We start from the raw sequence: 15,525 nt of genomic DNA on the forward strand, positions 1-15,525 counted from the left end.
TTTTGGGGAAGATAATCGTGTAAAAATAGTTCTGAAAATGTCAGTCAAATTACAGGAATATTACATGATTGAAAATTCTAAATAGTTTTACTTCAATTTGTTTGTCATGCTCTCCTATCCCCCAAGCATCAAGGGATACAACTCTTTTCTACCTATTGAAAATAGTTTCATTCGCTTGAAATAAGGGAAATACTTTGTTAGCTTAGATACTCGTAACCGGTAACAGAGCAATTTTGGGCGCCGAAATTGCTGAAAAAAGAGAGAAAACACAGGAGTTGATAATGTTGGAATTTGAAACATTTATATCTTTAGGCTTGTATTTCATCGGGATGTTGGCGATTGGATACTATGCCTACAAAAAATCTACGGATAACATATCTGAATATATGCTTGGGGGCCGCCAGCTAGGTCCTGGTGTTACTGCATTATCTGCAGGGGCATCCGACATGAGTGGCTGGATGCTGATGGGATTGCCTGGTGCCATGTATGCATCTGGTATTTCAAGCATTTGGATAGCAATCGGTTTAACCATCGGGGCATACTTGAACTATATACTCGTAGCACCTCGTCTTCGTACCTATACGGAAGTAGCAAATGATTCGATTACTATCCCAGATTACTTCGAGAATCGTTTCTACGATGGCACTCGAATTCTTCGTTTTGTATCTGCAATCGTTATTATCATTTTCTTTACACTTTACACGTCTGCTGGGATGGTTTCCGGTGGAACACTATTCGAAAGTGCCTTTGGATTGGACTATCGAATGGGTCTATTCGTGACAGCTGGAGTAGTGGTAGCATACACCCTATTCGGCGGATTTTTAGCGGTAAGCTTAACAGACTTTGCACAAGGTGTTATCATGCTGCTTGCCTTGGTTCTTGTGCCAATCGTTGCTTTTACAAGCCTGGGTGGGTTGGACACAACTGTGGATGAAGTACGGGCTATTGATCCAAGCTACTTGGACTTCTTTACAGGAACGACTGTCTTAGGAATCATCTCCCTGCTTGCATGGGGACTTGGCTACTTCGGACAACCGCATATCATTGTCCGCTTTATGGCTATCAAATCGATCCGTGACTTCAAAGCTGCCCGCCGTATCGGGATGAGCTGGATGATTGTATCCATCATCGGTGCGATGGCTACAGGTCTTGTCGGTATCGCTTATGTAAACCGTACAGGAATGGAATTGGACAATTCCGAGACCATTTTCATTGCCTTTGCACAGGTACTGTTCCATCCACTAATCACAGGTTTCTTACTGGCGGCTATCTTAGCAGCTATCATGAGCACGATTTCTTCTCAATTGCTCGTAACATCCAGTGCTTTAACGGAAGACTTCTATAAAACATTCTTCCGTCGCGAAGCTACAGATAAGGAACTGGTACTGATCGGTCGTCTTTCCGTACTTCTGGTTGCTATTGTTTCCATCTTCCTTTCCTACACGCCAAACGATACAATCCTTGATCTTGTAGGACAGGCTTGGGCAGGATTTGGTGCCGCATTCGGACCAGTTGTTCTATTGAGCTTATACTGGAAACGTATGAACCGTTGGGGTGCACTGGCAGGTATGATCGTTGGAGCATTGACCGTTCTGATCTGGATCTATGGTCCATTTGAAATCAATGGGGTTCCGACAACCAAATACTTGTATGAAATGATTCCAGGGTTCTTCTTAAGTGCACTTGCAGTTATCATCGTAAGTTACTTGACGAACTTCCCTCGTAAAAAGGTCCGTGAGACATTTACGGAAATGGAAGAAACAATGGTTGAGGAACATAATAAAAAAGATTAATGAATTACACGAGGAGAGCCTATTACAGGCTCTCCTTTTTGTTATATTAAAAATCCTTTTTTAAAAGTTAATTTGTTTGAAAGATTTCAATCCCTTGGGGCCGTTCAGATTGCAAAAAAATTAATCAAACGTTTGTTTAAAAAATACTTTCCCGGGAAAGTATTTACGGGCAACTTTACTTTTTTCAGATGAAAATAACGCTGTTTCCAATATAACTTTTCAAAATGTTAATTTGGTAACAAAACGCTGAACCCCTTGATACTCCTCACTTTTCATATGGGTTAATCAAACGTTTGTTTAAATTAAGCTATTTCAATAAAACAGGGTCTTACTGAGTATAGTAAGACCCTATTTGTCATTTTTCCGAGTCGATCAAAAGGATTACTTCCAATTTATTTGCCGTGTTCACTGCGAATACACTGTATACGGTATCCGCTTCAAGCTTTGTTCCGGTAAGATCGAGTACCTTCTTTCCCTCAGGCGTCCTGATTTCTAAATCGTAGGTTCCAGGATCAACTTCTTTGTAATCAGTGATTCCTTTAAAGAAAGCTCCAGTGAAAAGAGCATCTCCTCCTTTTAGCCCAACATCCACTGTAGGAGCGTCAGGGGAAAGATGGCCCACACGGACCTTTGCTTTTCCTTCTGCAGGTTCTGTGGAATCTTCTGCAATCACCAGTTCAAGGTTGGCAAGCTTGTTCGCAGCAGCAACCGTGTAGGCTTTCCCTGCTTCCACTCTTACCTTCTGGGATAACACTGCCTTGTCCTTTTTCCCTGCAGGATAGATCTCCACTTTGTACTCGCCTGCTTTTAGCGGAAGGTACTCTGTAGCATCCTTGAATTCTGCACCTTGCACAACAGCCGTTCCATCGACATACACATCAACAGCAGGGGCATCTGGGGAAGCGTGGACAATTCTTACTTTTGCATCGGCTCTATTCTCCGCTGCTGAGACACCATTGACTATCACAAACATGAGCAAGAGAGCCGTGAGCATAAACATTATTCTTTTCATTATAGTCCTCCTTCATTTTGACGGATGCAAACGAACTTTGCACAATGTTTAGTATGATGTTATCCACTGAAAATATGTAAAATATATCCTCTTGTTTGTCTGGCGCATTATAGCTTGCCATTAGAACGCTTAAAAAGATAAAAGCCCAAATCCACATGAGATTTGGGCCTTCACTTATATTATAAAGTTTCAGATGTTGTTTTCGCTTGAAGGTGAAGCAACAGGTAATCAGGTCCGCCCGCTTTGGAGTCTGTCCCTGACATGTTGAATCCGCCGAATGGCTGGTATCCAACGATTGCGCCTGTGCAGCCACGGTTGAAGTATAGGTTCCCCACGTGGAAGTCTTCACGAGCTTTTTCGATTTTTTCACGGTTGTTTGTGATAACTGCACCAGTCAATCCGTATTCTGTGTTGTTGGCAATCTCAAGCGCATGATCGAAATCCTTTGCTTTGGAGAATGCTACAACTGGTCCGAAGATTTCCTCTTGCATTAAGCGGCCTTGTGGATCTACGTCTGCAACGATTGTCGGCTGAACGAAGAATCCTTTGGAGTTGTCTCCTTCTCCACCTGCAAGGATGCGTCCTTCTTCTTTACCGATGCCAACATATTTCATGACTTTATCGAATGCAGCCTGATCGATGACCGGCCCCATGTAGTTGGAGTTGTCAGTCGGATCTCCCACAGTTAATTCTTTTGTTAATTCTACTGCACGGCTCAACACTTGGTCATATACATCTTCCACGATTACCGCACGGGAGCACGCAGAACATTTTTGACCGGAGAATCCGAATGCAGATTTTACGATGGATTGTGCAGCCAACTCAAGATCGCCTTCGCTGTCTACTACAATCGTATCTTTTCCACCCATTTCAGCGATTACACGCTTCAACCAAATTTGGCCTGGGTTCACTTTGGAAGCACGCTCATAGATGCGTAGACCTACGTCACGAGATCCTGTGAAGGAGATGAAACGTGTACGAGGGTGGTCAACAAGATAGTCTCCCACTTCCGCACCGCTACCTGGTACGAAGTTAAGAACGCCTGCAGGTAAGCCTGCCTCTTCCATTACTTCCACAAATTTAGCCGCTACGATCGGAGTCGTGGATGCCGGTTTCAACAATACAGTGTTACCCGCTACAATCGCCGCTACTGCTGTACCAGCCATGATTGCAAATGGGAAGTTCCAAGGAGAGATGATGACACCTACACCTAGTGGAATATAGTTATAACGGTTATATTCGCCTACGCGGCTTTCAACAAGCATACCGTCTTTTAATTTCAGCATTTGACGAGCATAGTACTCAAGGAAATCGATTGCTTCCGCTGTATCCGCATCCGCCTCATTCCAAGGTTTACCTGCTTCTTTTGTTAATAATGCAGAGAATTCATGCTTGCGACGGCGAATGATTGCAGCCGCACGGAACAGGATGTCCGCTCTTACTTCCGGCTTCACTTTGCGCCAAGTGTTGAACGTCTCATCGGCAGCCTGCATTGCCTTTTCCGCTAACTCACGATCTGCTTTTGACACACGACCAATAACTTCCTCTTTATTAGCAGGGTTCACGGATACGATTTTATCTTCAGTCGTAACACGTTCTCCTCCAATTACCAGGTCATAATCTTGTCCTAAATAGGAGTTTACTAGCTTTAAGCCTTCTAAGTAGGCTTGCTTGTTCTCCTCATTAGTGAAATCTGTAAATGGTTCATGTTTGTAAGGTAATACCATTACATTCGCCTCCTTTGCATTGTAAAGCGCTTGCATACATTTCTCATTCTACCTTATACTTACGGGTCTTTCAAATATTGTTTAATGGAAAATCTGAGGGGGCGGTTTTCTCTTGTTTTTTGCCACTTAGGCGGCTGTGTAGAGCAGGCTTATATATAGAAAGTTCCGTTATATTCCGCTGTTGATTTCCTCACTAGGCACAGCGACCCAAGGGGCGGTGCTTGAGCCTCCTCGGCTTTGCCTGCGGGGTCTCAAGTCTACCGCTACCTCCCGCAGGAGTCTTCGCCTATTGCTCCAATCAACAGCTAGTGACCTTGAAATCAACACTATCCTCCTAACACAGCCATTTAGAAAAGAATAGTATTTTGTAAAAAGCATTGAATTGTTGTTTTGGTTATGTATTTTACCCGTGGATTTCTGCTGCAGGCAATTGTCTTCCGCTATAATCCACTCACTTTTTTAAAGATAACAAACTTAAGGAAACGAGGCCGAAATTCTCAGGGAAACGGTAGAACTTAAATTTCTATAACCCCTCCTCACTTGCTTCTTGCCCGGTTCCATTTCTCCACTGCACAATAAAAACCCGCCATCCAAGATAGCGGGCTTTCTCTTTAATAGATATGAACAAACGGCTCATCTGCACCCGCATCTCTGACGATGAGGGCTTCTTCGCCATTGATGGAAGTGATGGAAACTTGTAGATTAATATAGTTCGGGAAGTGCTCCATGACAAGTCCTGTCACATATTGGGTAAATCCGATCAACTCTGATTTTCCGTAGAAGTCCATGTTGATTTCGATATTCAGCTGCTGCAGCTCCTGTTCGCGATAGTATCCTTTAGCGATGACACCTGTATGATTCGGAAAATAATCATCGATATCAAGCTTAAAGTTATCAAACCGGACCGCATCGTCACGGTACTTCTCTGTTGCATCCTTTGATGGGAAGAGGTGATATTCCTCATTCAATTCTTCCCAATTGCTTACAGATCCTTCTCCTGAAGGGATGTTCGCTTTTGCAATGAAGTGGCCGGGAACAATGGATGTTGCAGGGCTTTGCTTGAATAGGCCCACTACAATCGGTACATTGCCGAGCCCCTCGATTTTACGCATCCGGCGGACAACCTCTTCGGCGATTTCTTTTCCGGCCTTTTCAAGCTCCTTGTCAGGGATGGGATATTCCCTTGGGTAGCCTCCTTCAGCAGCCGGCAAGTTGTAATAATGCACAGAGTTCAGGGCAATCCCCACGGATACGCCACCAAGTTCTACGGTGCCGTCATCTTTGCGGACCAGATAGTTCTGCTCCATGATATGCGCAAGGTAAATCGGGCTTTTTTCATTTGTTTCTTCGGTCGTTTTCCCTTTTACCAATACAGGGTTAAGCCCATTATTAGGGGTTTTATAGTCTTTGTCAGCCGCTTTCTTTTCCTCCAGTTGAGCATCTGTCAGTTTACGTGACAGCCATTGATTCACCGTTGTGCGGTCAATGTATTGCCCTTCCTGATACAGATACTTATCGGAAGGGAAAGGTTCTTGAGATAGACGCATGAGCCCCGTTTCAAACTGCTCGACGTCCACTCTGCTATTTAAGCGTGCCACTACCTGTCCACGAGTTTCCCCCGCTTTGAAGGGAAGAATCGTCTGGTAGTAGTCGTCTGAAATTTTGTATCTTGGAACAATCGCCTTTTCCATGGTTTCCTGTTCGCCTGGATCTTGAATCACTTCTTCTTCTTTCTCAAAGCCGGGAACACAGCCCGTTGCTGCGAGAGAAACAACAAGGAGAATCGCCAAAAACCTATTCACCTTACAACACCTCTTATGATTGTATTTCTTCAAGCATTTGCGCCTCGTTCCATACTTCAATGCCCAATTCATTCGCCTTTGCCAGCTTCGAACCCGCATCTTCCCCTGCAATGACGAGGTGTGTATTCTTACTTACACTGCCTGTCACCTTGCCGCCGAGCTGCTCGATGGCCGCCTTGGCATCATTACGTGACATCTCCTCCAGCTTACCTGTCAGAACAATGGTTTTACCCGCAAAATAGGAATCCACATCTTCCGCACTAACCTTCTTCGGACCTTTGTATTCCATATTGACACCGGCACTTTTCAGCTCCTGCATCAATTCCATCGCTTCAGGCTGCTCGAAATATGCCACGATCGAATCCGCCATTTTATCGCCGATCTCATGAATAGCAGTCAGCTCTTCCTTAGTAAGGGAGGCCAGGCGATCCATATCGCCAAATTCCTGGGCCAAGGTTTTCGCCGCTTTGGCTCCAACCAGTCGGATCCCAAGTCCGAATAGAAGGCGCTCCATGGAGTTTTCCTTCGTCTTTTCAATGGATGAGATCAGGTTATCCGCAGATTTTTCACCCATGCGCTCGAGACCAAGAAGCTGTTCTTTTGTCAGCTTATAGATATCTGCCACATCTTCAATAAGATTTTCACGGAACAGCTGGGAGATCACCTTTTCCCCGAGGCCATCGATATTCATGGCATTTCGGGAAACAAAATGGATCAATCCTTCCCGGATCTGCGCCGGACATTTCGGGTTGATGCAGCGAAGCGCCACTTCCCCTTCAATGCGTACAAGCTCACTTTCACATTCCGGGCAATTCGTCGGCATGTGGAAGTCCTTTTCTTCTCCGGTGCGTTTTTCCACAAGGACGTTTACTACTTCAGGGATGATGTCTCCCGCTTTTTTTACAATAACATAATCGCCAAGCTTTATGTCCTTTTCGCGGATCAGATCCTCGTTATGTAAGGACGCACGTCCAACGGTCGTACCTGCTACACGGACAGGCTCAAGGATGGCAGTCGGCGTAACGACTCCCGTTCTTCCGATATTCAGTTCGATATCGAGCAGCTTTGTCGCGACCTCTTCGGCGGGAAACTTGTATGCAATGGCCCAGCGAGGACTTTTCGCCGTGAATCCGAGCTGTTCCTGCTGCTCCGTTTCATCAACTTTAATTACAATTCCATCTATATCATACGACAAGTCTGGGCGTTTTGTGTGCCAGGCTGTGACATATTCGATCACTTCTTCGATTGATGTGCATTTTTTTCGCTCTTTGTTCGTTTTGAAGCCGATCTTCTCCAAGTAGTTCAAGGCTTCGCTATGAGATTCAATGCCTGTCTCCCCGGCATCCGCCAAGCTGTATACATACACATCGAGATTGCGCTGTGCAGCAATTTTAGGATCTAATTGGCGCAGGGAACCGGCTGCTGCGTTGCGAGGATTTGCAAAAGGCTCCTCTTCGCGCTCAAGCTTTGCCTCGTTCAGCTTTTCAAACGACCTTTTCGGCATAAAAGCTTCCCCGCGCACTTCGATGGATACAGGATCCTTCAGGCGCAAAGGAATGGAACGGATCGTCTTCAGGTTCATTGTGATGTCTTCCCCTGTTGTTCCGTCTCCACGGGTCGCACCTTGGGTAAACACCCCATCCTCATAGCGGAGGGACACGGCCAGCCCATCTATTTTCAACTCACAGACATAAGTTACCTCCTCGCCTACAGCCTGTCTGACCCGGCGATCGAAGTCGCGCAGGTCTTCTTCGTTAAAGGCATTGCCAAGGCTGAGCATCGGTGTACGATGCTCGACCTTGTTGAACATTTCCAAAATGTTTCCGCCCACACGCTGAGATGGGGAATCAGGAGTCTGCAGCTCAGGAAAATCCTTTTCCAGTGTAAGAAGCTCATGCAAAAGGGAATCATATTCGGCGTCAGAAACCGATGGCTTGTCCAATACATGATATTCATAGTTGTATCTATTCAAAATATCATGAAGCTCTTGAACCCGCTTTTCTGCTTTATCTCTTTCCATGCTTGTCGCCCTTTCTTTTCTAAACTTTCGTAACTGGTGCAAATTTCGCTAACAGTCTTTTGACACCTGTCGGACTTGGGAATGCGATATCAAGCTCCTTGTTGTCGCCTTCTCCTTTTACGCTTACAACGGTACCGATTCCCCACTTTTTATGCTCCGCTTTATCACCGACACCCCAATCAAGGCTTTCGCCGCCTGTTGCTTTGAGGCCACGGTTGACAGCAGCGGACGCGGCACGTCTCTGTGGCTGTGCGGGGGAGGACGGAGAACCGCCGAAGGGAGAACGGGTGCTTCCGAATGGAGTCGGCCTTGATGTTGCCCTTGTTTCCTGTTTCGCATAGTTCTCTATAAGGTCTTCCGGAATTTCCTTGATGAAACGGGAAGGAGGATTCATGTTGGTACGTCCAAACAATGTTCTCATTTGGGCGCTTGTGATGAACAATTCCTCTTCCGCACGGGTAATCCCTACATAGGCAAGGCGACGTTCCTCTTCCATCTCCATCTCTTCAAAAAGGGAGCGACTATGAGGGAAGACGCCTTCCTCCAAGCCGATCAGGAATACAACCGGGAACTCCAGGCCTTTTGCAGCATGCAGGGTCATCAGGATGACGGACTCCTGCTGCGCTTCGTCCTCTTCATCCAATTTATCGATATCCGCTACAAGCGCAAGATCCGTCAAGAATGCAAGCAGGCTCTTATCATCGTATTTTTCCTCGAAGTTCTTGGTAACGGAAAGAAACTCGTCGATATTCTCGAGACGGCTCTGGGACTCGATCGTCTTGTCCGCTTTCAGCATGTCGCGGTAGCCTGATTTGTCCAATATTTCCTCTACCAGCTCCGTTACGGAGATATATTCCTGCATTTGCACATAGTTGTTGATCAACGCATGGAATTCCTTTAATGCGGCTGTTGCTCGTCCACTGACCCCGATCAGGTCGATCTCCGCCAGTGCCTGGAAAAGGGAGATGTCATGCAAGGCTGCATAATGGGCCACTTTATCAACGGTCGTAGCGCCGATGCCGCGTTTCGGGACATTGACGATACGGGCAAGACTGATATCGTCATCCGGATTTGCAATCAGACGCAAGTAGGCAAGGATGTCCTTGATCTCTTTTCTGTCATAGAACTTTGTGCCGCCTACAATGGAGTAGTTGATGTTGGACATCAGAAGCATTTCCTCCATCACACGGGACTGGGCGTTCGTACGGTAAAGAATCGCAAAGTCGGAAAGCTTTCGTTTCGGGTCCTTTTGAAGGATCTCCCTCATCTTCCCTACCACAAATTGCGCCTCTGATTTCTCTGAATCCGCCTGATAGTAGAGGATCTTCTGGCCTTCCATATTTTCCGTCCAGAGATTTTTTTTCTTTCTGCCGATATTGTTTTCAATCACGCGGTTTGCCGCTTCAAGGATACGTTTTGTGGAACGGTAGTTCTGCTCCAACAGTACAACCTCGGCATTCGGGTAGTCTTTTTCAAAAGAAAGGATATTCGCGATATCCGCCCCGCGCCAACGATAGATGGACTGGTCGGAATCCCCTACTACGCATAGGTTTTTCAGTCGGTCCGCAAGCAGCTTCACCAATGTATATTGGGCACGGTTCGTATCCTGATACTCATCCACGTGGATATACTGGAACTTGCGCTGATAGTACTCCAATACTTCCGGTACGCGCTTGAACAGATGGATCGTCGTCATGATGAGATCATCAAAATCAAGCGCCTGGTTTTTCTTGAGGCGCTTCTGGTAGTCTGTGTAGATTTCCCCGATCTTCTGTTCATAAGGGCCCATCGGCTGCTTCGCATATTCCTCAGGGGTCATCAGTTCGTTTTTCGCTGAACTGATCGTGCCGAGAATGGTACGCGGTTCAAATTTCTTCGGATCGATGTTTCGGTCTTTCAGTATATTTTTTATTACGGAAAGCTGGTCTGTTGTGTCGAGAATCGTAAAATTACGGTTCATCCCGATGCGGTCGATGTCACGCCGCAGGATACGCACACACATGGAGTGGAACGTCGAAATCCAGATATCCTCCGCAGCCGGTCCAAGCAATACCTGCACACGCTCTTTCATCTCGCGGGCCGCTTTATTCGTAAATGTGATCGCAAGGATATTCCATGGCGCCACTTCTTTTTCCGCCATGAGGTATGCGATACGATGCGTCAGCACCTTCGTCTTGCCACTGCCCGCTCCTGCCATGATCAACAGGGGGCCATCCGTTTTCTTTACCGCTTCCTGCTGCATCGGGTTCAACCCTTCGAGCAGTCTTTGACTTAAATATTGCATGTTTTCCCACCGCCTATACAAACGTATGTTCTTATTTTTATTCTACTAGATTATTTTACATTTGTCTCTTATATTTTCTTAACGGCCTTCACTGTTTTCAAGGCCTCTGATAGATTGTCATATACAATATTTCCTACCACGACGGTATCTGCGAATTGCGCCATTTCCGCTGCCCGATCGGCTGATGTGATCCCGCCGCCATAAAATAGTTGTGTGGATTCCAGCGTTCGTTTTGCCGCTTGAACCATTTCCACGTCCCCGTAGGTCCCACTATATTCTAAGTAAAAGATAGGGAGATTAAACATTTTCTCGGCGAGCCTTGCATAGGCAATGACGTCCTCTTCAGTCAGGTCCGTTTTTGCCTCGGTCAATTGTGCCGCCTTGCAGTCCGCATTCAAGATGCAGTAGCCCTCAGCGACAATTTCCTCCCAGCTCATGATATCCCCGTATTCCTTGAGCGCCTCGATATGCAGGTTCACGACCCAATCGGTTTTACGGCTGTTCAATACGGTCGGAATGAAATAAAAGTCAAAGCCCGGTGTGACCGATTCGATGTTGGAGACCTCGAGTACACATGGCAACGAATATCTGCGAACCCTGCTCATCAGGTGCAGGACATTGTCCAATGTCACGCCGTCCGTACCACCAACGAGGATGGCATCCGTTCCAGATTCGCATACAAGCTCCAAATCCTCATCCGTTATCTCTTTATTAGGATCTAATTTAAAAACGTGCTGCCATTCACGTATTTCCTGTAACACTGCAAACGTCCCCCATTCTAATTTTCCATTTGTCTATTATAACAAAATCAGAGCGAATACGAAAAAGATGTAGGCAGAATGTTTTCTGGAAGATGCGACCTATTTTGGGGTTCTGGTGTGCGGGGGTGGGGTGGTGTGCGGGGGTGCTGTTTTTCACTTTATTTGGAAGCTTGACAGAATAAGTGAGGTTTTGGACAGAATAGCAAGGGAAGTGGACAGATTGAGGCACGTTTTCACTAGATTAATGGGGAAAGTGGATAGATTATGGTCTACTTTGGACAGATTAACCAGGCTTGGTGTTAGCAAGGTTGTACAACTGTTGTTTACACGCGTTCGACTTTTCCTGTATTTGGAAAGTTGATCGATAAAGTGTAGTTTCAGACCGATTAACCTAGAAAACGGACCGATTGAGGCACGTTTCCGCTCGATAAACCCGGAAAGTGGACCGATAATGACCTATTTTGGACCGATAACCCCACCGCCCGCCTTGCTCAGCTACCCCCTAACCCCGCTCAACAGGCCACTCAAATCAGCCGTCAATAGTATTAAAATTACATTACAAAGGCTATCCGCACCACTTAAACGGGTATATCCACTATTACAACGTGAAAAACAAATCATTTTCCCGCAGCTTGTTTCATACCCTTTTCAAAAGGAGGTGTCCTAAATGCCTGTATGGCTTTGGTTCGTAATTGGTTTTGCCATTCTGTTAGCGTTCGGTGCGCTGGTGGATTATATGGGAAAGAGAAAGCGGAGCACAGACCCAGCAAGTGTGCAAGAAGGCGTCGAACAGATAAAAACGAAGCAGGAGACTTTTTATAGGTAACAGAAAAAGGCGGCCCATCATCCAAAGATACGGGGCCGCCTTTTTTATGTAGAGTTGAATTACTCCACTTCTTCCTTCTTCTCAGCATGAACACGGTCCAATGCCATTTCGTACGCATCGTTTCCGTAGTTCAGGCAGCGCTTCACACGGGAGATTGTCGCTGTGCTTGCACCTGTTTCCGTTTCGATTTTATGGTACGTAAAGCCTTCCTTCAACATTCTTGCCACTTCCAGGCGCTGAGCCAGGGATTGGATTTCGTTTACCGTACAGAGGTCATCAAAAAATCGATAGCACTCTTCCAGATCTTTCAGGGAAAGGACCGCTTCAAATAACTGATCCAGCTCTTTTCCTCGTAATTTGTTTATTTGCATATGTTTGTCTCCTTTTCTAATATGTCACGATAGATAAATCCGGAACGATCTGTATCCACGTTTTTCCCGGTGTGAACGGTACGGGACTTCCATTCAGGTAAGGAAGGATCCGTCCTTCATCCTCTTTCCATTCCACTTCTTGGCGGATACCGTTCTGAATGAGGATTGCCCGTCCTCCGGAAGTGATATCTATTTCTCTGCGGCCGGCATCGTCCACAATCTTGTGGTCAGATTCTACAATGAAAATATTATGGGCCACGATTTCTTCTGATGTGTCGAGGTCGATGTTTTTCTCCCCGCCACTGGAGCGTACATAGTGGTTTTCACTTTCCTCATAGCTGTACTCCACATGAGTAGCCGCTCTTTTGGAATAGGTGATTTTTAAATAACCTGTTTCTTCTCCTGCCGGTGTATCCTCTTTTTTGTGAAAGGATAGCGCTGGTACAGCTTCTTCCAAGGAGTAGCCGAGCCTGTCCGAACCTTTTTCTATATTATCATACGTAATATAGGAATTGTGAGGGGCAACGCGGAAGCTCGCCCGCTTGAAGAGCGTCCCGTCATAGGACAATCCGTTGATTCCGTCCACTTCCCCCGCTTCGATTTTCTCGCGGGCTTCAGGGCTCCAGCCATGGAACACGAATATCGGATCATAGCCTTTTGCCAAATCGATAAAATAGGATCGGGCACTTCTAACAGGTCCAATGGAATCAGGTGGCACTTGGCTTTGGAAAATTGCGAGTAACCGGGTGATATCGCCTTCAGCTAATACTTCGTAGACAATATCCGCTTTATGCAGCCCTGATTGTGGTCTTGCTTTCACATCATTATTTATGACAACCGCAAAAGGTCTTTTATCTGTAGCTGTTTCTCCTGGTGTGCCTGTAAGTGGGAAGATTTCTTTTACTTCTTCTTCCTCTTCTTGTTGTTGTCCGTTTCCTGTTTTTTCGGAAGGGTTTTCGCCTACAGGACTTTCACCTGCATCAGGACTTGATTCATTGTTGGCTTTACATCCTATTAAAAGGATTGTCATCAAGGCTATCAATAGTATTACTTTTCTATTTAACATCTACTTACGCACAACCTTTACCTTTGTTCAAGTTTACTTTTATATTTTAACGCATTATTGACGGAAAGAGTACCGTTTTATTCATCACATCGTATATTCCTCTAGGAGTTATCCTGATATAAGGAAGATGTGTGGATGAAAGGAACAGCAAGGTGTAGATCGGATCGTTGAAGCTGTATCCTCTCGCAAATAGATGATTGCGAAGTGCGGTCTCCTGCTCTATCAGTTCCTCAAGTGGCTCCTTGGACATGCCCCCACCGATTGGTAATGGAATATCGCACACCACCTGCTCATCCTCCACAAGCACCATGCCTCCGCCGATCGCCTTCATATGCTGAAATGCCTTCATCATATCATTTTTTCTTTTGCCGATCAGCACAATGTCGCCTGTATTCGAGTAGGAGCTTGCAAACCCGTGAACATGTGAGCCGAAGCCTTTGATGATGGTGTTCACGCGCCAGTTGCCCGCCCTGTCGATCAGCATCAGGAAGGACTGGTCATGCTTCTCGGATAAGGTGTCGCCGGATACGTCACACGTAATGGAGTAAGGCTTGATGATCACTTCATTCATCATTTCCATTCCAAGCGCCATCGAAAACTGCAGATCATCAATTGTCAGGTCCCAATCAAGCTTCAATGGCTCCAAGCCTGCTTTCTCCCAGTTTATTGCAGGGAATGCATCCTGTATAGGCTCGCTGTCCCTTTTGATCCACTGACCTTTGGAAAGAACAGAGACAGGAACAGGATCACCCATATCCGAAAGGAAGTTAATGTTGGCAATGCGACCAGGCGCAATGCTTCCATGGAGGTCCTCCATCTGAAAATGCTTGGCTACATTGAACGACGCCATTCGATAGGCTTCTATTTCAGGGACACCCTTATCAAGTGCAATCGCAAGCGTACGGTCAATGACACCGTTTTCATAAAAGCTTGGCGTAGAGCCGTCCGTTGTGAAGAAGGTCTGGTCATAATAATGGATGCCCGATTTTTCCAGCTCCTCCAGCATGACTGGAAGGTCCGGACGTATGGAAGAATAGCGCAGCGCCGCAGTATAGCCTTGCTTGATGCGCTTTTCCACATCGGCGCCTGTCATGGCCTCATGGTCGCTGTCGATGCCAAGCAGCTTCATTTTCGTAAGTGTCTTTTCGGATGCTCCAGGAAAATGACCCTCCACAGGCTTGTTCCTTACCTTCGCCTCCTGGATCCAGTGAAGAAGCAAGTCGTCCCCAGCCATCAGCTTCGGCCAGGCAGTCAGCTCTCCCCCTTGCAGAACGGAAGGGTGATTGAGCCAGTCCTTCATCGCAGGTGTCGTAAAAATGGCGTCCTCCTGCTGGATTTCCGTCTGGGCGTCAAAGCGGCACCACCAATACATCGTAGCGGCAGTTTTATTCATTTCTTCAATAAAAGAAAACGCTTTCTTTTTTGACAATTGTAAAATAAGCATCAAATTATCATTCACAAAGGTGGTTGTGCCTGATTTGGATGCATATTGGGCAAATGAAAGGGGATTATATAATTGAAATGGATGCACATGCGGCTCGATATAGCCTGGCACAAGATACTGGTTGGTGCAGTCCACCACTTCTGTATGCTGTGTGTGTTCGGGCATATTGTCCCCGACATAGATGATGCGATCCTCGTAGATCCATATATTTGCCTGCAACCAGGCCTTAAGATGAACATTCAGGTAGGTGGCATTGGTTAGAACGATGCTTGGCTCCTTCTTCCCGTCTACCACTGCTACGTGTTCTCTCAGCTTTTTACTTTTCCATCTATATTTCTGTTCGTGCACAATGATCACCTACTTTTGATTCTTTAAAAAAATGGTCTTTTATCGTATGACGACCGGTTATTATTGTGATA

The 15,525-nt window shown here is 46.1% G+C and carries 11 protein-coding genes; 2 read left to right on the plus strand and 9 right to left on the minus strand.

The window, feature by feature from the left end:
* The first annotated feature begins 284 nt into the window (after positions 1–284).
* A complete protein-coding gene (gene putP, locus ABN702_RS18350) occupies positions 285–1,793 on the plus strand; it encodes a sodium/proline symporter PutP (protein WP_417900962.1) in 1,509 nt (502 codons plus the stop codon).
* Positions 1,794–2,148: 355 nt separating this feature from the next.
* On the opposite strand, the gene ABN702_RS18355 is transcribed toward putP, so the two are convergent.
* The 6 genes from ABN702_RS18355 to ABN702_RS18380 all read right to left on the minus strand — a co-directional run bounded on the left by ABN702_RS18355 (position 2,149) and on the right by ABN702_RS18380 (position 11,399).
* Positions 2,149–2,805, minus strand: coding sequence for a DUF4397 domain-containing protein (locus tag ABN702_RS18355; protein WP_417898188.1), 657 nt, complete (start codon positions 2,803–2,805; stop codon positions 2,149–2,151).
* A gap of 179 nt (positions 2,806–2,984) precedes the next feature.
* Positions 2,985–4,532, minus strand: a complete 1,548-nt coding sequence (pruA, locus tag ABN702_RS18360; RefSeq protein WP_417898189.1) for an L-glutamate gamma-semialdehyde dehydrogenase — start codon at positions 4,530–4,532, stop codon at positions 2,985–2,987.
* Between the two features lie 611 nt (positions 4,533–5,143).
* Positions 5,144–6,334 (minus strand): CamS family sex pheromone protein, encoded by a 1,191-nt coding sequence (locus ABN702_RS18365; protein ID WP_417898190.1) that lies wholly within the window; start codon positions 6,332–6,334, stop codon positions 5,144–5,146.
* 13 nt (positions 6,335–6,347) lie between these two features.
* Positions 6,348–8,354 (minus strand): NAD-dependent DNA ligase LigA, encoded by a 2,007-nt coding sequence (ligA, locus tag ABN702_RS18370; protein WP_417898191.1) that lies wholly within the window; start codon positions 8,352–8,354, stop codon positions 6,348–6,350.
* Between the two features lie 19 nt (positions 8,355–8,373).
* On the minus strand, positions 8,374–10,638 hold the full coding sequence (pcrA, locus tag ABN702_RS18375; RefSeq protein WP_417898192.1) for a DNA helicase PcrA: 2,265 nt from the start codon (positions 10,636–10,638) through the stop codon (positions 8,374–8,376).
* Positions 10,639–10,706: 68 nt separating this feature from the next.
* Positions 10,707–11,399 carry a heptaprenylglyceryl phosphate synthase gene (locus ABN702_RS18380; protein ID WP_417898193.1) on the minus strand — a complete coding sequence of 231 codons (693 nt, stop codon included), beginning with the start codon at positions 11,397–11,399 and terminating at the stop codon, positions 10,707–10,709.
* Positions 11,400–12,066: 667 nt separating this feature from the next.
* On the opposite strand from ABN702_RS18380, the gene ABN702_RS18385 reads away from it, so the two are divergent.
* Positions 12,067–12,225 carry a hypothetical protein gene (locus ABN702_RS18385; protein ID WP_417898194.1) on the plus strand — a complete coding sequence of 53 codons (159 nt, stop codon included), beginning with the start codon at positions 12,067–12,069 and terminating at the stop codon, positions 12,223–12,225.
* A 59-nt stretch (positions 12,226–12,284) separates the two neighbouring features.
* On the opposite strand, the gene ABN702_RS18390 is transcribed toward ABN702_RS18385, so the two are convergent.
* From ABN702_RS18390 to ABN702_RS18400, 3 genes are read right to left on the minus strand one after another with little or no spacing between them, the layout of a single operon-like run.
* Positions 12,285–12,596, minus strand: coding sequence for a YerC/YecD family TrpR-related protein (locus ABN702_RS18390; RefSeq protein ID WP_417898195.1), 312 nt, complete (start codon positions 12,594–12,596; stop codon positions 12,285–12,287).
* A 16-nt stretch (positions 12,597–12,612) separates the two neighbouring features.
* Positions 12,613–13,662: a DUF3048 domain-containing protein gene (locus ABN702_RS18395; RefSeq protein ID WP_417898196.1), complete on the minus strand. Its 1,050-nt coding sequence runs from the start codon at positions 13,660–13,662 to the stop codon at positions 12,613–12,615.
* Positions 13,663–13,708: 46 nt separating this feature from the next.
* Positions 13,709–15,454 (minus strand): adenine deaminase C-terminal domain-containing protein, encoded by a 1,746-nt coding sequence (locus ABN702_RS18400; protein WP_417898197.1) that lies wholly within the window; start codon positions 15,452–15,454, stop codon positions 13,709–13,711.
* Positions 15,455–15,525: the final 71 nt, after the last annotated feature.

Origin of the sequence: Bacillus haimaensis (genome assembly GCF_048270625.1) — a bacterium.
Taxonomy (GTDB): Bacteria; Bacillota; Bacilli; order Bacillales; family Bacillaceae_I; genus Sutcliffiella_A; species Sutcliffiella_A haimaensis.

What these genes read in the sequence shown, in the direction of transcription:
- pruA (WP_417898189.1), bottom strand. Translation starts at nt 4,532, where the DNA reads ATGGTATTACCTTACAAACATGAACCATTTACAGATTTCACTAATGAG.
- pcrA (WP_417898192.1), bottom strand. Translation starts at nt 10,638, where the DNA reads ATGCAATATTTAAGTCAAAGACTGCTCGAAGGGTTGAACCCGATGCAG.
- ABN702_RS18390 (WP_417898195.1), bottom strand. Translation starts at nt 12,596, where the DNA reads ATGCAAATAAACAAATTACGAGGAAAAGAGCTGGATCAGTTATTTGAA.
- ABN702_RS18395 (WP_417898196.1), bottom strand. Translation starts at nt 13,662, where the DNA reads ATGTTAAATAGAAAAGTAATACTATTGATAGCCTTGATGACAATCCTT.
- ABN702_RS18355 (WP_417898188.1), bottom strand. Translation starts at nt 2,805, where the DNA reads ATGAAAAGAATAATGTTTATGCTCACGGCTCTCTTGCTCATGTTTGTG.
- ligA (WP_417898191.1), bottom strand. Translation starts at nt 8,354, where the DNA reads ATGGAAAGAGATAAAGCAGAAAAGCGGGTTCAAGAGCTTCATGATATT.
- ABN702_RS18385 (WP_417898194.1), top strand. Translation starts at nt 12,067, where the DNA reads ATGCCTGTATGGCTTTGGTTCGTAATTGGTTTTGCCATTCTGTTAGCG.